Origin of the sequence: Natrarchaeobius chitinivorans, from assembly GCF_003841505.1 — an archaeon.
Taxonomy (GTDB): Archaea; Halobacteriota; Halobacteria; order Halobacteriales; family Natrialbaceae; genus Natrarchaeobius; species Natrarchaeobius chitinivorans.
Genome location: NZ_REGA01000004.1, coordinates 153,698 through 170,986 on the forward strand (window position 1 = coordinate 153,698; position 17,289 = coordinate 170,986).

At 62.5% G+C, this 17,289-nt stretch carries 14 protein-coding genes; 8 read left to right on the forward strand and 6 right to left on the reverse strand.

Annotated features, from left to right (window positions below; translation table 11 throughout):
• Nucleotides 1–267 precede the first annotated feature (267 nt).
• A complete protein-coding gene (locus tag EA473_RS06740) occupies nt 268–639 on the forward strand; it encodes a 30S ribosomal protein S8e (RefSeq protein ID WP_124194900.1) in 372 nt (123 codons plus the stop codon).
• 46 nt (nt 640–685) lie between these two features.
• On the opposite strand, the gene EA473_RS06745 is transcribed toward EA473_RS06740, so the two are convergent.
• The gene (locus EA473_RS06745) at nt 686–1,681 is read right to left on the reverse strand and encodes a phosphate uptake regulator PhoU (protein ID WP_124194901.1); all 996 of its coding nucleotides are present in this window, start codon (nt 1,679–1,681) and stop codon (nt 686–688) included.
• Between the two features lie 203 nt (nt 1,682–1,884).
• Here EA473_RS06745 and EA473_RS06750 point away from each other — a divergent pair, with 203 nt between their 5' ends.
• From EA473_RS06750 to pstB, 4 genes are all read left to right on the forward strand, one after another.
• Nucleotides 1,885–2,919 (forward strand): PstS family phosphate ABC transporter substrate-binding protein, encoded by a 1,035-nt coding sequence (locus tag EA473_RS06750; RefSeq protein WP_124194902.1) that lies wholly within the window; start codon nt 1,885–1,887, stop codon nt 2,917–2,919.
• A complete protein-coding gene (gene pstC, locus EA473_RS06755) occupies nt 2,916–3,845 on the forward strand; it encodes a phosphate ABC transporter permease subunit PstC (RefSeq protein ID WP_124194903.1) in 930 nt (309 codons plus the stop codon). Before EA473_RS06750 ends, pstC begins: the two co-directional genes overlap by 4 nt.
• Nucleotides 3,842–4,744 (forward strand): phosphate ABC transporter permease PstA, encoded by a 903-nt coding sequence (pstA, locus tag EA473_RS06760; RefSeq protein ID WP_124194904.1) that lies wholly within the window; start codon nt 3,842–3,844, stop codon nt 4,742–4,744. Before pstC ends, pstA begins: the two co-directional genes overlap by 4 nt.
• A gap of 289 nt (nt 4,745–5,033) precedes the next feature.
• On the forward strand, nt 5,034–5,891 hold the full coding sequence (gene pstB / locus EA473_RS06765; protein WP_124194905.1) for a phosphate ABC transporter ATP-binding protein PstB: 858 nt from the start codon (nt 5,034–5,036) through the stop codon (nt 5,889–5,891).
• 448 nt (nt 5,892–6,339) lie between these two features.
• On the opposite strand, the gene EA473_RS06770 is transcribed toward pstB, so the two are convergent.
• Genes EA473_RS06770 through EA473_RS06780 form a run of 3 tightly spaced genes read right to left on the reverse strand, consistent with a single transcriptional unit; the run spans nt 6,340 to nt 10,314 of the window.
• The gene (locus tag EA473_RS06770) at nt 6,340–7,497 is read right to left on the reverse strand and encodes an ABC transporter permease (RefSeq protein WP_124194906.1); all 1,158 of its coding nucleotides are present in this window, start codon (nt 7,495–7,497) and stop codon (nt 6,340–6,342) included.
• Nucleotides 7,487–9,397 carry a PrsW family glutamic-type intramembrane protease gene (locus EA473_RS06775; protein WP_124194907.1) on the reverse strand — a complete coding sequence of 637 codons (1,911 nt, stop codon included), beginning with the start codon at nt 9,395–9,397 and terminating at the stop codon, nt 7,487–7,489. The genes EA473_RS06770 and EA473_RS06775 overlap by 11 nt, the downstream gene beginning before the upstream one ends.
• Nucleotides 9,394–10,314: an ABC transporter ATP-binding protein gene (locus tag EA473_RS06780; RefSeq protein WP_124194908.1), complete on the reverse strand. Its 921-nt coding sequence runs from the start codon at nt 10,312–10,314 to the stop codon at nt 9,394–9,396. Before EA473_RS06780 ends, EA473_RS06775 begins: the two co-directional genes overlap by 4 nt.
• A 517-nt stretch (nt 10,315–10,831) precedes the next feature.
• On the opposite strand from EA473_RS06780, the gene EA473_RS06785 reads away from it, so the two are divergent.
• Nucleotides 10,832–11,182, forward strand: a complete 351-nt coding sequence (locus EA473_RS06785) for a winged helix-turn-helix transcriptional regulator (protein ID WP_124194909.1) — start codon at nt 10,832–10,834, stop codon at nt 11,180–11,182.
• 59 nt (nt 11,183–11,241) lie between these two features.
• On the opposite strand, the gene EA473_RS06790 is transcribed toward EA473_RS06785, so the two are convergent.
• Nucleotides 11,242–11,688: a UPF0179 family protein gene (locus EA473_RS06790; RefSeq protein WP_124194910.1), complete on the reverse strand. Its 447-nt coding sequence runs from the start codon at nt 11,686–11,688 to the stop codon at nt 11,242–11,244.
• 25 nt (nt 11,689–11,713) lie between these two features.
• Nucleotides 11,714–12,112, reverse strand: coding sequence for a DUF5820 family protein (locus tag EA473_RS06795; protein WP_124194911.1), 399 nt, complete (start codon nt 12,110–12,112; stop codon nt 11,714–11,716).
• Nucleotides 12,113–12,921: 809 nt separating this feature from the next.
• Here EA473_RS06795 and EA473_RS06800 point away from each other — a divergent pair.
• The gene (locus EA473_RS06800) at nt 12,922–14,994 is read left to right on the forward strand and encodes a PrkA family serine protein kinase (RefSeq protein ID WP_124194912.1); all 2,073 of its coding nucleotides are present in this window, start codon (nt 12,922–12,924) and stop codon (nt 14,992–14,994) included.
• Nucleotide 14,995: 1 nt separating this feature from the next.
• Complete coding sequence (locus tag EA473_RS06805) at nt 14,996–17,281, forward strand: PrkA family serine protein kinase (RefSeq protein WP_124194913.1); 2,286 nt, start codon at nt 14,996–14,998, stop codon at nt 17,279–17,281.
• Nucleotides 17,282–17,289: the final 8 nt, after the last annotated feature.

Below are 17,289 nucleotides of genomic sequence, written 5' to 3' on the forward strand. Positions count from 1 at the left end.
TGAGACCGGCCGGCCAACCGGAGATCGCAGTCGTGTCGTGGGTCCCGGAACTGACCGACAACGGCCGCCCAAGAGGTCGATTTTCGATCGACGACGGCTCTCTCACGATCAGGATTCGCCTCTCACACCGGGATCTGTGAGTGTACCCGACCGGCGGCGACAGCGGCCAGTGATGACGAATTTCGACGAGTTGTCGCGAGGGGCCCCGAGACGAAATCGTCGATACGAAAGCGTGCATTCAAGTATTCGCCGGATCTTTTCCCGGGTATGCAAGATCAGGGACGCTCTACGCGAAAGCGGACCGGCGGTCGACTGAAGAACGTTCGAAAGCGCCGCAAGGACGAACTCGGCCGACTTCCGACCGAGACGCAGGTCGGCGAGCCGCGATTCCGCACCGTCGATGTCCGCGGAAACGGCACGAAGACGCGAGCGCTGGCGACGAACGTCGCGAGCGTCAACGACGGCGGCGACACCCTTTCGGCCGATATCGAGGATGTCGTCGAGAACGACGCGAACCCGAACTACGTCCGCCGAAACATCATCACGAAGGGTGCAGTCATCGCGACCTCCGAGGGCGAGGCCCGCGTGACGTCCCGACCGGGCCAGACCGGCCAGGTCAACGCCGTTCTCCTCGAGTAACTCGTCGTCTTTTTTCGTTCGAATTGTCGGGCTCGAGAGCGATCAGTCAGGGCCGCGGTGCCGCCTTCTGGAGGGCCGTCTCGGCGATGTTCCCGCCGTAGTCGGCGCTTCGAGAGAGCGAGTCGACGATCAACCCGAGCGATTGTGCCTGGACCGGATCGAGTTCGCGCAGCATATCGTCGATCCGGCGGGTGTGTTCGTCGATCTCGAGGACTGCCTCGCGAGCGGCGTGGCCGAGTCGGTTCGCCTCCTCGCTCTCCTCGGCAAACAGGGCGTCCATCGCCTTCTCGAGGACGTCGGCAGCATCGGCGCGAAGGTCGGACAGCCCGTCGGCGACGCCGTCGGGGATATCGTCGAGTTTGAGCGCCAGATTGCTGATCTTGGCCGCGTGGTCGGCGACGCGCTCGAGCTGGCGGGCGCTCGAGTGAAAGTCGAAACAGTCCTCACGGGGAACGCCGAGTTCTTCGGCTGCTTTCGGTGAGCGGAGCGTGGCTCGAAAGATGCGTGAGACGACGAGCCAGAGTCGGTCGACGTCGTCGTCGCGCTCGATGACGTCGTAGGCGATGTCGTCGTCGTTTTCGACGAGGGCGGTGATCGCGTCCGCGAGCATCGACGTCGCGATCAGGCGCATTCGGGAGACGGCGTTGACGATCGACAGTTCCGAGGAGTCGAGTAGGTCCTGAATAACGACGCTATCTGTCGTTTCTTCGAGGACCTCGACCCCGACGAGGCCCTGGGTTGCGTCCCTGATCGCCCGGCGTTGATCGGTCGTGATACGGCCGGCCTCGAGTCGGATGATGTCGAAGCCGCTTACGTACATCGTCATCACGGCCCGGGTGAGTCGCTCGCCCTCGAGGTCGGAGACGTCGAGCGTTCCCTCCTGTCGTTCGACGTCGCTCTGTGGCGTCAACAGCAAAGCGTCGTCTTCGGGATAAAATTCGACCGTCGTTCCGGCACTGACGTCGTTTGCAGTCGCCCAGTCTTTCGGCAGGGAGACGGTGTACGTCGACCCTCCCGTCACCTGCACCTTTCGCGTCTCCATGGTATCGGGTTCCGATCCCGAGAACATAAATCTGGCTCGATCTATGTACTCGAGAAAATCCTCGGTTGTCTGGTCCCTGAGGGATATGAGGCGCGGATTCTGGACCGTGTGTGTACAACTGACCCCGTCAACCGTTGTCTAATATAGGAATATATAGCAAACATAGTAGGGTATTTAGACGGAATCTCACCTCTTTCTTGATAATGCCAAACGAGCCGAAGGCTGGTCGGGCCGACGGGGTTTCTCGGCGTCGCGTTTTGCTCGGCACTGCCGGTGGGGCGCTTTCCGGGCTCGCGGGGTGTATCACACGAGGGAAAGACAGCGGGCTCGAAGGTGAAATCCGGATGGACGGGAGTAATACGGTGCTTCCTCACGGGGCCGTCGTCTCCGAGGAATTTCAGTGGCGAAACAATCAGGTCGAAATCCCCGTACGCGGCTCCGGAACGGGAGCGGGATTCCAGCGGTTTTGTGGCGGTGAAACGCACGCACAGAACGCGAGTCGGCCGATCCTCGAGGAAGAGCAGGAACGCTGTGATCGAAACGGGATCGAGTACGTCGAACTCGAGACCGCGTTAGATGGGATCGCAGTCTTCGCGAATCCAGCAAACGACTGGTGTGAGTCTCTGACCGTCGACGAACTCGCACGGATCTGGGAGTCCGGTTCGGACGTCGAGACGTGGAACGACGTCCGAAACGGGTGGCCCGACGAGGAGATCGAACTGTACGGGCGCGATCCGGCGTCGGGTACGTTCGACTACTTCACGGAGGAGATAACCGGCGAGATCGGAAACATTCGTTCGGATTACGCCGCGAGCGCGGACACGAACGTGATCGTCCGTGGCGTTCGCGGGGATCGCCACGCGCTGGGATTCGGCGGTGCCGGCTACTACTACGAGAACGAAGACGATCTCAAGCTCCTCGGCGTCGACGACGGCGACGGGAGCGTCAAACCGGAGCTGGCGACGATCGAACGCGGCGAGTACCAGCCGCTGACACGGCCGTTGTACACCTATTTCCGGGTCGACGCGCTCGCCCGAACCGAGTTCCGACGGTTCGCGCAGTTTTACTTCGAGGAGATCGACGGCGAGGCGACGGAGGCGGACATCGTCAGGCCGGGTGAAGAGCTTACGTGGACGCAGTGGGCCGCCAGACGGGTCGGCTACTACGCGATCCCGGACGAGGTCCGTGAAACGAGCGAAACGAAACTCGCTGACGCGATCGCGGAGGTTCAGGGATGAGCCAGGCCGAGGAAACGGCCGAGATAACGACGGGGGGCGCTCGCGGCATCGACGACCGGAAGAACGCGGCGATCCGGTACGTCTTCTTCTCGTGTGCGCTGGTTACCGTTCTCACGACCCTCGGTATCATTCTCGTCCTGATTCAGGGCTCCGTCGAGTTCTTCCAGCAGGTGTCGATCCTCGAGTATCTGACCGGAACCGAGTGGTCGCCCGTCATCCGGCCCCGAAGTTACGGCGTGTTGCCGCTCGTCTGGGGAACGCTCATCATCACGGTCGGATCGGCGCTCATCGCGATCCCGATCGGCACTGCGACGGCGATCTATCTCTCCGAATACGCCGATCCACAGGTTCGGAAGATCGTCAAACCGACCCTCGAGATCCTCGCGGGGATTCCGACGATCGTCTACGGCTTCTTCGCGCTCTCGTTTATCACGCCGATCATCCAGTATTTCGTTCCCGACACCGGGACGTTCAACGCGGCCGCCGGCGCGATCGTCGTCGGGATCATGATCATCCCGATGGTCTCGAGTCTGAGCGAGGACGCGATGTCTGCAGTTCCTGACGATCTCCGGAACGCAGCGTACGGGCTCGGTGCGACCAAGTTCGAGGTGTCGACGCGGGTTGTCGTCCCCGCGTCTCTGTCGGGGGTCATCGCGTCGTACATTCTCGCGCTTTCGCGGGCGATCGGAGAGACGATGGCGGTGACGCTCGCAGCCGGGATGAGTCCCCAGATAACGACTGATCCGTTCGAGCCGATCCAGACGATGACCGCGTACATGGTCCAGATTGGGATTAGCGACGTCTCGGTCGGATCGATCGGGTATCAGAGTTTGTTCGCGGTCGGCCTGACGCTGTTTGCCATGACGCTCTCGATGAACCTGATCAGCCTGTGGATCAAATCGCGGTACAGAGAGGAGTACCAATGAGTACGAGTAACCCGTTCGCCGAGGGAACCGACGACATCGAGCGAAAGCGGATGATCGGTCGGGTCTTCGTGGCGATCTGTTTCGCGTCGACGCTCGTCGGTATCGTCGCACTCGTGGCCCTGATCGCGGACGTTCTCTACGAATCGTGGGGCTGGGTCACCTGGGAGTTTCTGACGTATCCGCCGTCGCAAGTGATCGAGAACTTCCTCCCCGGTGGCCGCGGTGCCGGGATTTACCCCGCGCTCGTCGGTTCGATCTTTCTCATCGCGTTGACCGCCGTCTTCACCGTCTTCCTCGGCGTCGGCGCGGCGGTGTACTTAGAGGAGTACGCCTCCGAGAACTGGCTGACGTCGTTCATCGAGGCCAACATCGCGAACCTCGCGGGCGTTCCATCGATCGTCTACGGACTGCTCGGTCTGGCGATTTTCGTCCGGGGGATGCAACTCGGCTCGAGTCTCGTCGCCGGTGCGTTGACGCTTACGCTGTTGATCTTACCGATCGTCATCGTCTCCACGCAGGAGGCGCTCCGTGCGGTCCCTGACTCCCAGCGCCAGGCCGCCTACGGCGTCGGTGCGACCCAGTGGCAGGTCATCCGCGACGTCGTTTTGCCGCGTGCACTTCCCGGTATCATGACGGGAACGATCCTCTCGCTTTCGCGGGCGATCGGCGAGACGGCTCCGATCCTCATGGTCGGTGCTGCGACGTCGCTTTTCGTCGCACCCGACGGACTCACGAGTTCGTTCAGCGCGATGCCGATGATGATCTTCGAGTGGGCAACCCTACCCGAACCGGAGTTTCAACACGTCGCCGCCGCTGGGATCGTCGTCTTGCTCACGATCTTGCTGTTGATGAACGCCGTCGCGATCCTCATCAGAAACAGGTACGACCCCCGCAGTTGATCGATGCCGATCCTGAGCGGGCTTTTTTGAGATTCCAGTCGACGGGTACTCTATCATCGTAAACCGTATCAGTCGGGGATCCACCAGCCCTTCATAGTACTATATAGATCACAGTTCGAATTGGGAGGGATCATAGCACCCTATTTAGGAACCGGGCGGTGTACTGTACCGTACGAACCGCTCCCGGTGTATCGATCCTCGAGCGCGGTCGATGCTGCCGGCGAACGCCGGGTCGGACGATCGATCCGGAACAGGTAACTGCCTGACACCGAACAATGAACTACCGTATATGACCGCGAACGCCGGTGGGCCACGAACCGTATCGAAGTCCGAAACCGACGATTTCCGGTCGGAAACCGAACAGGAAGATGCGCCGCTTGGAACGCCACGCGTCGCCGATCCCGTTATCGAATCTCGAGATCTCGACGTCTACTACGGCGACGAACAGGCGCTTCACGGGATCCACATGGAGATTCCCGAACGGAAGGTCACTGCGCTCATCGGCCCCTCCGGGTGTGGAAAGTCGACGTTCTTGCGCTCGATCAATCGGATGAACGACCTCATCGAGATCGCTCGCGTCGACGGCGAGTTGAGCTTTCACGGCAAGAACGTCTACGACGACGACGTCGATCCGGTCGCCCTGCGCCGGAAGATCGGCATGGTGTTCCAGAAGCCGAACCCGTTCCCGAAATCGATCTACGACAACGTCGCGTACGGCCTCCGCGTGCAGGGGAAAGCCGACGACGTCGACGAACAGGTCCACACGGCGCTCGAACGGGCGGCCCTGCTCGACGAGGTCGAAGACCAGCTCGATTCCTCGGGGCTCGATCTCTCGGGTGGCCAGCAACAGCGACTCTGTATCGCTCGAGCGATCGCGCCGGATCCCGAGGTTATACTGATGGACGAACCGGCCTCCGCGCTGGATCCGGTCGCGACCTCGAAGATCGAGGACCTGGTCGAGGAGTTAGCCGAAGAGTACACCGTCGTTATCGTCACCCACAACATGCAACAGGCGGCGCGTATTTCGGACAAGACCGCGGTCTTTCTCACCGGCGGACACCTCGTCGAGTTCGACGACACGAACAAGATCTTCGAAAACCCCGAGAGCGACCGCGTCGAAGACTACATCACTGGAAAATTCGGCTGAGAAACACCCGACTCACCGGACCGAGCAGCCGATTCTCGAGCGGTAGTCGAACAAGCAGACTGGTCTTCCGTGACTCGACGACCGTCTCTCGAGTCCGCCCCGGTTGGAACCGACAGTTTAGCGGTAAGTGTCGAAATCCGTCATTTTTTAGTGGGAGAAGTACCCACATTCCCTCTGGATCATGGCGGAAGAACACGACGACCGACAGACGAACCAGAACGAAGATAACGGTATCGTCTCGCGAATCAAGAGCGTGTTCGATCGGCGCTGAACTGGTCGAGGATCGGCCGTTTTTCCGTCAACACCGTTTTTTGACCGCCAGCCGATGAGCGGCTTCTCTACAGGCGCCGACGCCCCTTCCCGACAGAGACTACCCCCGTAGCCACGACTCTCGCGTGGCCGTTTGGTGATGACTTGCAGTGGCTACTATAACCGTCGGACACGCGATTCACAGCGACTCGTGGTCGACGCGAACGAGCGCGATCCGGACCGCGGCGAACGCGAGCGCCCCGAGGAGACAGTACAGCGCGAGCGACAGCCAGGTCGTTCCAGTCGCAGATCCGATCGCGAACTTCGCGACGGTGTTGGCCGGGTGTTCCGGGAGGAGCGTCGAAACGACGAGCGCGGCGACGATCGCACTCGAGTAAAGCAGTTGGGCCTGACGCCTATCCGGTGCCGAGAGCGCGACCACGCCGCCGATTCCGACGACGAGTACCGACAGTGCCGAGACGAGAGCGATCAGCGCAGCCGGGTTCGCAATCGCAGTTCCGTTGATCGCGAGCAACGCGAGCCACGCAATCGCCTGCAGCGGCGCGAGCAACGCGGTCGCGACGAGTTTCGCGTCGACGACGTCGACGAACGAAAGCGGCGCGACTCGGAGCAACTCGAGCGTTCCTCGCTGGCGCTCTTCGATCAGCGAGTCGACGACGATCGAGCCGCTGATGAACGCCGGAAGGAACAACAATAGCGGGAGCAAGACGGTGTAGGTGAATTCGGCGTACGGACTGGCGTCGGCTCCGGACGGGACGGCAAGCGGCGGCTCCTCGAGTCGGTCGGCGTTCTCGACGCGTTCGACGTACTCGACCGTCTCGAGTGCCTCCCGAAGCTGGACGACGAGTAGCGTCGTCTCGAGTCCGCCGTCGGGCGCGGTCACCCTGACGACGAGTCGCCCGTCGTCGTCCCTGTTCGCGTCGAGGACCGCGTCGTCCCATCGGTTGTCGAACGCCCGGTGGGCGTCGGCACGGTCCTCGTAGATCGTCGCGTCGAGTCCGTCCTGACTATCCACGACGGGCGCGACGTCGATTGCGTCGCTTCCGGTGACCGCGACGTCGCTCTCGTAGCCGTCGACGACACCGGGGTCGTACATCGAGACGAGCCCGACGACGAGAAACGAGGAGAACGCCGCGATAAACAGCTGGATCGCGACGGCGAGCAGGATCGTCTTTTCCGAACGCAGGGACCGGAGTTCGCGACGGACGATCGCCCAGCGAGCCCGCCAGACTCCTCGCGAATTTGCACCGTCGTCGTCGACTGGAGCCGGTGGGTTCGGCCCTCGCGGTCCGGTTTCATCGTCGGACCGACGCCAGGACTCGCGATCAGACGACAAGGGCGACCACCCCGAGGTTGTAGAGGGCGTGGACGAGCGTCGCCACCACGAGGGCAGCCGCGTAGGTAGCCGGTCCTCGCCTCGCACCCACCGCCGAGACGGTCGCCGTCACGACGTGAAGTACAAGCGGTGCGAGAAAGAGCGCGAGCAAGAGGGCGACGGAGAGATCGCTCGAGAGTTCGGGACCGAACGCCGCCATGCTGATCGTCAGCTCCGGAAGGCCGACGAGCTGGCCGACGTGGGTGATCTTCTCGCCGACGAAAAAGCCGAGTCCGGAGAGCGCGCCGACGACGACGGCGACGCGAATGGACGATTCGAATCGTCCGCGCGCGAACCCGGCGTAGACGTGGATGCTCTTGGCGAACTCCTCGATCACGGCCGCGATGATGAACATCACCGGCAGGGCGATCGCTTCCGGAACGACGAACAGGAGTGCAACGGCGAGCAACTGTGCGGCGAAGACGAAGGGGATAAAGAGGATCGAGAGGGCGAACGGGCTCCAGTAGGCGTGGACCCGACTCGAGATCGCGTCGATCTGGCTGGTGATCGCGTCGACGACCTTCGCCGGGATCGGCTTCTGGGCGAACATATCCTCCTCGCGGTAGATTCCGATTCCGAGCAGGAAGAGCACGAGCGCGCTGAGGTAAAACGGGATCGTCGAGAAGAGGTACTCGCCAACAGCGACCGGATCCCCCTGTAGATCCATGACGACGAGCGTAAGCGGTGAGATCAGCGCGATCGGCGTGACGTCCGTGAAGATCGCCGGGACGAACGTATAGGTGGTCAGGAAGACGCTGATCGTCACGGTGACGAACGTGAGTTCCTTGAACGAGCGGGCGAGCATCGCGCCGGCGAACGTCGACCCGAGGAAGACGAGCGCGATCGGTATCGCGGCCGCGACAGAGAGGACCCCGCCACCGATCACCGCCGCGGTCGCGACGACGATAGCCACGAGGCCGAGCACGTACGGCAGGGTCTTTCCGGCGACGATCTCGTATCGGGAGGATGGCGAGACCAGCAGGAGTTCACCGCGGCGCTTGATTCGCTCGTCCATGATCGTACTCCCGTAGGCCTGAATGAGGAAGTTCATCGGCACGATAAACAGAAACGCGAGCACGAGCGACTGGAAGGGAAACGGCGGCGAGAGCGTCTCCGGCGTCCCCGGAGTCGACTGCTCCGCGACCGTTCCACCGACGTCCGGGACCTGGAGCCCGTCCTCGTCATCGCCTCCGTTCGTGAGGGTCCCCGTTTCTCCGCCGTCCTCGATCGATCCGGTGGCCGGATCGTCGGCGGCGTCTGAACCCGTTCCGTCCGAATCCGTCGTTCCGTCCGAATCCGCCCTCTCGCTTTGGCTCGTCCCGCCAGACTCGATCGGATCCCGTTCCTGATAGTCGACGGTTACGAGCACCGGATAGGCGGCGATTTCGTCCTCAGCGTTCGCCATCCGCTCGTCGTTGTACGACTCGATGGCGTCTCGAAACGCGTCGAACGCCTGCTGACCGTTTTCACCGACGTACCCCAGTTCGCCGTCGGGAGTGACGACGACGTCGACGTTCGACTCGGATCCGTCCTCGGAGATTTCGATCGCCTCGAGCGGAACCGACCGAAAGCGATCGCTCTCGGCTGCCACGTCGGCGTAGGGGTCGTTCTCGTCGACGCCGACGACGTACAGTTCGTCCTCGAGACCCAGCCCGTCGTCGGCGACCGAGAGGCCGACGGCACCGACGACGAGGATCATCGCGGCAACGACGAGGATCGTCTTCCGGTCGATCGTTCCCGTACTCCGGCTGACCTCCCAGCGAGCGATTCTCGCGGTTCGTCCGACCGAGCCGGCGAGGCGACGAGCGACGAGGATCGCCCTGTGGCGAATCGGACCAGTGGCCTGCTCCCCTTCGTTCACGCCTCGGCCTCCCCGTCGGAATCGGACGTGCTCGCGATCTCGAGGAAGATCTCCTCTAACGTCGGCGTCTTCGTCTGGATGTCGGTTACGCGTCCGTCGTCTGCCTCGACGATCTCCCGGATCGTCTCGACGTCGCTCATCTCCGAGACGACGTGTCTGACGCGGCCGTTCTCTCGAGCGACCTCGATCTCACCGAGGCCGTCGCCGTGGCTCCCGTCGGCCGTCGCGTAGACGTGGTACTCGGTTCCGCCGTGGGCCTCGCGGATCTCCTCGATCGTACCGCGGGCGACGATCCGTCCGTCGTTCATGACGGCGATCCGATCGCAGATGCTCTCGACGTGAAAGAGGTTGTGCGCGCTGAAGACGATCGTCTTCCCGTCCTCGCTCAGTTCGCGCGTGAACTCGATGATGTAGTTCGTCGTGAGCGGATCGAGCCCCGAGGCGGGTTCGTCGAAGATAAGCACGTCCGGATCGTTCACCAGCGCTCGAGCGATCGCGACCTTTCGTTTCATTCCCTTCGACATGTTCCCGATCCGCCGATTCCGGTGCTCGAGATCGAGGCGATCGAGCGTTCCGTCGATCCGGTCGCGCGCGACGTCCGCGGCGACGTCGTACAGGTCGGCGAAAAAAGTGAGGTACTCGATGGCGGTCATCTCCTCGTACAGCGGCGACTCCTCCGGGAGAAACCCGAGCCGTCGCTGCATCGCGGGTTCACCCGGCTCGTGGCCGACGACGGTCGCCGAGCCGCCGCTTGGCTCGACGAGTCCGGCGAGCATCTTCAGCGTCGTCGTCTTCCCCGCGCCGTTCGGGCCGACCACGCCGAACACCTCGCCGCGCTCGATCGAGAACGAACTTCCCTCGACCGCGGGGAATCCGCCGTACTCCTTTCGGAGGTCCGCGACTTCGACTATCGCCATTGCGTGACTCGAGGCAGGGATCCCCGCCAGTAAAGTCTAGCGGCTCCGGACAGTTCGATCGATCTATGGAAGTCGGGAAACCCCCTTGGTCGGCCGAAACGGAGGCGTTCGACGATTACCGGGTGCAGTTCGTACGGACTTCCGACGGGCGTCGGCTCGCGGTATCGAACGGCATTCCGGTTCCGGCGGAACGGGAACGACCGGCCGAATCAGGCTGTCCGGGGTCTGGGTACCGTTTCCCGCCACGTCGCGAACCGATCGCCGCTGGACGTCGCGCGTGCCGGGCGTCCCTTCTGCAGGCCAGCGCGTCGACGACCTCTCGAAACGGCGATCCCGCGTCGTCTTCGAGGTTCCCCTCCACGACGCAGGGTCCGTCCCGGTCTGTCTCGAGGCGCTCGAGCAATCGAAACGATCGTCGACGACGAGCCTAGAGAGCGCGACGACTCCAGAAGCTAACACAGTGTCACCACGTTCGGTACCGAACTGCTATTGTTCTCCAGGACGAATTCCGACCCAGATGTCCTCGCAACGACCGGATGCAAGCGAGCGCCTCGAAGAGGCCTGTCCAGTCATCGAATCGCTCGAGCAGATCGGCTCCCAGTGGCGGCTGGCGGTGTTACACGAACTGCTCTCGGGCGAACAGCGGTTCAACGAACTCAAGCGCTCGACCGGTGCGAACGCACGGACGCTCTCTCGCGTGCTCGACGATCTCGGGGAGATGGGATTCGTCGAGCGACGTATGGAAGAGGACGCACCGATCGCCACCTACTACAGCCTCACTGCGAAGGGGCGGTCGCTCGAGCCGGTGTTCGACGAGATCGAGTGTTGGGCAGGGAGCTGGCTCGAGGACGACGAACTCGAGGCGTAACCGGTCGAAATCTACAGGCGGTTCAAGGCGAGTGCCTCGGGGCTTGACCCCGAGGCGGTTCACTCCTCGACGTCGAATTCGACGAGCTGTAGGCCTCTGTCGAGGTGACAGACGTCGTGGGGTGGATCGCCGACGATCTCGTCGATTCGGTACTCCTCGTCGAACTCGAGGCCGTCGGGTTCGCAGTATTCGTGGCTCGGACACTCGACGTACGGACACGGTCCGGGGAGGCTGGCTTTGCTCCCGGCGAACGCGCCCTTCGAGGTGATGTTCGCTCGCACCGGGACGGGTTCGACCTCGACCGCGCGAACGCCGCCGTCGTGCATCGCACACTCGAGGGTCTGGGCGTTCTCGCGAACTGCGGTGATCCGGTATCGGGTGTCTGTAGAGAGGTTGAGACACTGACTTCGGTAGGGACAGCCCGCACAGCCGTCGGCCTCGCCTTCGTAGACGAACTCGGTCCCCGGTTCGGCCAGCCGGGTTCCGACGAGAGTGACGGTCGACATACCCGTCTCTCGGGGCCACTGGCGGTTAATCCTGTCGCGTCAGTTCGTCCAGCCGATCGAAGTAGCGCTCTCGAGGGACCTGATAACTGCCCCGGTAGTCGACGTCGCCGTCGTCGAACCGCCGGGCGAGGTCCACCGCGTACTCGAGGGCGTCGGCTCGATCGGAAAAGCGGTTCGTCTCATCGAGGGAGACGTCGGGTTCGAAATACAGGGTGACGAACCAGTCGTCGGTCCCGGTCGTGTCGGCGGGGTTTCGGCCGGGCCGTCGCGTACGCCGGCCGTGGGTCAGGTACAGCGTCGGGAGGCAGGCTGGCGGGAACTCCCTTCCGTCGAAGACGTCCGGACGGTACGCGAGAACGAGTCGACCGTCGTCGCCGTCGGACCAGACGTCCCAGGCTGTCGGGAGCCCCTCGAGATCCGTCATGTAAACGAGTACGGCTGATCGTCCTAAATCTCCGTCGGCATCGATCGACGTCGGTCTGGTGGGTTCCGAACAAAGACACTCGAGGAGGAGACACTCGCGGAGCTTTCTGCCACCGAGCGGGCCTCGTTCGCCTCCGAGGTCGACCCTATCGTCGACTCCCTCGAGCGAGCAATCGCGGCAGGCGTCGACGAAGGATTGTACGTACCAGTTCGGTATGGGTGCCACTGAACGTCAGTGCACATTCGACCGCGGGATGGATCGGCGAACGATGTGTAACTCGTTTCAGTTGTTACTCTATCGGTTTCTGCAGATCAGGTCGTTCTCATCAATTGCAATCGAACGTGAAATACAGGGTGACGGGTGTGGTAATCGGGTGCATACCGCGCGCGAGCAAACCGCGGTAATGCAGGCCACGAACTTATGACACCGACACCCAAATCCGTGCCGTGGCTCGTGTCGACCTTCAGACGTACATGCAGATATTGCCTGCAATTAACTCCTGGTAAATACCTTTTGGGGCCAGCTTTAAGTATCTGGATTACTCACTCATTAAATACTATCGATATCCGAATGGCGGATCGATCCACTCCGCGTCCGTCCCCGGCGCGATTCGCACGAGACCCTCGACCGGCGTCTCAGACAGCGAGCAGTGGCAAACGCACACGTACGAACCGACAGACCGTCGCCAGTAGAGGCCCACACGCCTCGAGAGCGTTCGGACCGGAACCGACCGTGTGGAGGCCGCTGGATCGATGCCGGACGGGTGTTGGCGACCCGACGGCGGGGGAAAGACAACTAGCAGTGATACCATGAACGGTGACATCGAGACCCTCGAGAAGCTCAGTACTGATTACAAAGAATCGATGCCCGCGGACCTGCGGGAGACGAAGGCCTTCGATTGGTACCTAGAAGAGTGCTACGAGGATCCGAAGGTCGCCCGCAACGCCCACCAACGCGTCGCGGATATGTTCGATTACTACGGGACGACCTACGACGAGACGGAAGGGGTCGTCGAGTACCAGCTCGCGAGCGAGGATCCGCTGGGCGACGGCGAGAACACCTTCTACGGGAAGGTGATTCACCAGTCGATCCACGAGTTCGTGAACAAGGTCAAATCCGGCGCACGGAGACTCGGTCCCGAACGACGTATCAAACTCCTGCTCGGTCCCGTCGGGTCGGGGAAATCCCACTTCGACAAGCAAGTTCGCCGGTACTTCGAGGACTACACGCTCCGGGAAGACGGGCGGATGTACACGTTCCGCTGGACGAACCTCTGTGACGTGATCAAGGACCAGGATCCTGCCGACGACACCGTCCGATCGCCGATGAATCAGGATCCGCTCGTCCTCCTCCCGCTCGAGCAGCGCCAGCGGGTGATCGACGACCTGAACGAGCGCCTCGACGCACCGTACACCATCCAGAACGAGCAGGCGCTCGACCCGGAAAGCGAGTTCTACATGGACAGACTGCTCGCGTACTACGACGACGACCTCCAGCAGGTCCTCGAGAACCACGTCGAGATCGTTCGCTTCATCGCCGACGAGAACAAACGCCAGGGTCTGGAGACGTTCGAGCCCAAGGACAAGAAAAACCAGGACGAGACCGAGCTCACGGGCGACGTCAACTACTCGAAGATCGCCATCTACGGCGAGTCGGACCCACGGGCGTTCGATTACTCCGGGGCGTTCTGTAACGCGAATCGCGGCGTCTTCTCCGGCGAGGAGCTACTCAAGCTCCAGCGGGAGTTCCTCTATGACTTCCTGCACGCCACCCAGGAGCAGACGATCAAGCCCAAGAACAACCCGCGGATCGACATCGACCAGGTGATCGTCGGGCGGACGAACATGCCCGAGTACAAGGACAAGAAAGGCGACGAGAAGATGGAGGCCTTTAACGACCGCACCAAGCGGATCGACTTCCCGTACGTCCTCTCGTACGAAGACGAGGCCAGCATCTACAACAAGATGCTGAACAACGCCGACGTCCCCGACATCAACGTCGAACCCCACACGCTCGAGATGGCGGGGCTGTTCGGCGTCCTGACCCGGATCGAAGAGCCCGACGCCGAGACGGTCGATCTCCTCTCGAAGGCGAAAGCGTACAACGGCGAGATCGACGAGGGCGACGACATCGACGTCAAGAAACTCCGCGAGGAGGCCGCGGCGAAAGCCGAGATCGGCGAGGGGATGGTCGGCATCTCGCCTCGCTTCATCGGCGACGAAATCGCCGAAGCGATCATGGATTCGAAACACCGCTCTCGCGGGTTCCTCTCGCCGCTTACGGTGTTCAACTTCTTCGAGGAGAACCTGGAACACCACGGCTCCATCCCCGAGGACAACTTCGAGAAGTACTACCGCTACCTCGAGACCGTCCGCGAGGAGTACAAAGAACGCGCCATCGAGGACGTCCGCCACGCGCTCGCGTACGATCTGGACGAGATCCAGCGCCAGGGCGAGAAGTACATGGACCACGTGATGGCGTACATCGACGACGACACGATCGAGGACGAACTCACGGGTCGCGAGCAGGAACCCGACGAGACGTTCCTGCGCTCGGTCGAGGAGAAACTCGACATTCCCGAAGACCGCAAGGAGGACTTCCGTCAGGAGGTCTCGAACTGGGTCTCCCGACGCGCTCGCGAAGGAGAGGCCTTCAACCCGCAGGACAACGAACGCCTGCGCCGCGCGCTCGAGCGCAAGCTCTGGGAAGACAAGAAACACAACATCAACTTCTCCGCGCTGGTCAGCGCCAACGAGTTCGACGACGACGAACGCTCGGCGTGGATCGACGCGCTGATCGAACAGGGCTACTCCGAGGAGGGTGCCAAAGAAGTGCTCGAGTTCGCCGGCGCGGAGGTCGCCAAAGCTGAAATCGAAGACTAACATGACCGACAACGACTACGTCACCGAGGCCGACCGTGCGCTGGAGGAAACCTACGAGGAGCCGATGAGCCTCGCGGCGTACGTCGATCGGATCTTCGAGAAGCCGACCGTCGCCTCCCACGCGTCGAAGTACCTCCTCGAGGCGATCGAAGCCGCGGGAACGCGTTCGGTGGTCGAGGAGGGCGAAGAGAAAGAGCGATACCGCTTTTTCGACGACCCGCACAACGGCGGCGAACACGCGATCCTCGGCAATACGGAGGTGTTGAACAGCTTCGTCGACGACCTTCGATCGATCGCCGCGGGTCGCGCGAAAGACGAGAAGATCGTCTGGTTCGAAGGCCCGACCGCGACGGGGAAATCGGAGCTCAAACGCTGTCTGGTCAACGGCCTTCGGGAGTACTCGAAGACGCCCGAGGGTCGCCGGTACACCGTCGAGTGGAACGTCACGACGGCCGACGCCGGCGAGCGCAGCCTGAGTTACGGCGGCGATCCGACCGCCTCGGACGACCAGCACTGGTACGAGAGCCCGGTGCAGGCACATCCGCTCTCGGTGTTCCCCGAGAACGTCCGCGAGCGGATACTGACGGATCTCAACGACGGGATCGAAGACCACGTCCCCGTCCGGGTGGACACGCAACTCGACCCGTTTTCGCGGGAAGCCTACGACTTCCTCGAGGAGCGCTATCGCCGGGAAGGGAAGGCAGAACTGTTCTCGGCGATCACCGACGAGAGCCACCTCCGGGTGAAAAACTACGTCGTCGACGTCGGTCAGGGCGTCGGCGTTCTCCACAGCGAGGACGACGGCCCGCCAAAGGAGCGACTCGTGGGATCGTGGATGCACGGAATGCTCCAGGAACTCGATTCGCGCGGGCGGAAAAACCCGCAGGCCTTCAGCTACGACGGCGTCCTCTCGCAGGGAAACAGCGTCCTGACGATCGTCGAAGACGCCGCCCAGCACGCCGACTTGCTCCAGAAGCTGCTCAACGTTCCCGACGAGCAGTCGGTGAAACTCGACAAGGGAATCGGGATGGACGTCGACACGCAGCTGTTGATCATCTCGAACCCGGATCTCGAGGCACAGCTCAACCAGCACGCCGACCGCAACGGGATGGACCCGCTGAAGGCGCTCAAGCGCCGGCTGGACAAACACCGCTTTGGCTACCTGACGAACCTGAGTCTCGAGTGCGAACTGATCCGTCGGGAGCTGACGAACGAGATGGCCGTCTGGGAGGCCGACGGCTACGACGAACTGGCCGAGCGGATTCGCGAACCGGTGACTGTCACGGTCAAAGACAGCGGCGGCGAAACGCGAACCGAGGAGTTCGCACCCCACGCCATCGAGGCGGCGGCGCTGTACGCGGTCGTCACCCGGCTGGACGAGGAGGACCTCCCGAACGGACTCGACCTCGTCGACAAGGCGTTGATCTACGATCAGGGCTACCTGCAGGAAGGCGACAGTCGCCGGGAGAAAGAGGAGTTCGACTTCGCCGACGACGGCCACGACGGCGACCACGGAATTCCGGTGACGTACACGCGGGATACCCTCGCAGAACTCCTCCAGAGCGACCGCGACCGTCACCACGCCGAGTTGCCGGTCGAGGACGTCGTGATGCCACGGGACGTGTTAAACGGGATAGCCGAGGGGATGGCCGACGCGCCGGTGTTCTCGACGGGCGAGCGCTCGGAGTTCGAGAACCGCGTCGTCCCGGTGAAAAACTACGTCTTCGACCAGCAGGAGTCCGACGTCATCGAGGCGATCATGCACGAGAAACGCGCCGACGAGGAGACCGTCGGGGAGTACGTCGAACACGTCTACGCGTGGGAGACGGACGAACCGCTGTACAACGACCGGGGCGAGCGCGTCGAACCGGACCCGCTGAAGATGAAACTGTTCGAGATCGAACACCTCGGACGGTTCTCCGAGGAGGAGTACCAGGGCAACCTGCCCAGAGAAAGCGTTCGGGAGTTCCGCCGGGAGAAGGTGATCACGTCGTTGAACCGCCACGCCTGGGAACACCGCGACGAGGACTTCGCCGTCGGCAACGTCGACCTCACCGCGATTCCGGTGATCAAGAGCGTCCTCGAGAGCCACGACTGGGACGACGTCAGGCGAACGTTCGAGGACTTCGATCCCCGGCAGTGGGACGACCCGCCGACCGGGACGGAGACCGAGACGGTCAAAGAGAGCACGATCGAGGCGATGGTCGAGCGCTTCGATTACTCCGAGGCGTCGGCCGAACTGACCAGCAGACACGTCATGGGACAGGTGAGCTACCGATGGGACTGACCAGCGAG

Coding starts and splice junctions, on each gene's coding strand:
- EA473_RS06750 (WP_124194902.1), top strand. CDS start 1,885: ATGCCAAACGAGCCGAAGGCTGGTCGGGCCGACGGGGTTTCTCGGCGT.
- EA473_RS06795 (WP_124194911.1), bottom strand. CDS start 12,112: ATGACGGATCTCGAGGGGCTCCCGACAGCCTGGGACGTCTGGTCCGAC.
- EA473_RS06800 (WP_124194912.1), top strand. CDS start 12,922: ATGAACGGTGACATCGAGACCCTCGAGAAGCTCAGTACTGATTACAAA.
- EA473_RS06790 (WP_124194910.1), bottom strand. CDS start 11,688: ATGTCGACCGTCACTCTCGTCGGAACCCGGCTGGCCGAACCGGGGACC.
- pstB (WP_124194905.1), top strand. CDS start 5,034: ATGACCGCGAACGCCGGTGGGCCACGAACCGTATCGAAGTCCGAAACC.
- EA473_RS06780 (WP_124194908.1), bottom strand. CDS start 10,314: ATGGCGATAGTCGAAGTCGCGGACCTCCGAAAGGAGTACGGCGGATTC.
- pstA (WP_124194904.1), top strand. CDS start 3,842: ATGAGTACGAGTAACCCGTTCGCCGAGGGAACCGACGACATCGAGCGA.
- EA473_RS06740 (WP_124194900.1), top strand. CDS start 268: ATGCAAGATCAGGGACGCTCTACGCGAAAGCGGACCGGCGGTCGACTG.
- EA473_RS06785 (WP_124194909.1), top strand. CDS start 10,832: ATGTCCTCGCAACGACCGGATGCAAGCGAGCGCCTCGAAGAGGCCTGT.
- EA473_RS06745 (WP_124194901.1), bottom strand. CDS start 1,681: ATGGAGACGCGAAAGGTGCAGGTGACGGGAGGGTCGACGTACACCGTC.
- pstC (WP_124194903.1), top strand. CDS start 2,916: ATGAGCCAGGCCGAGGAAACGGCCGAGATAACGACGGGGGGCGCTCGC.
- EA473_RS06805 (WP_124194913.1), top strand. CDS start 14,996: ATGACCGACAACGACTACGTCACCGAGGCCGACCGTGCGCTGGAGGAA.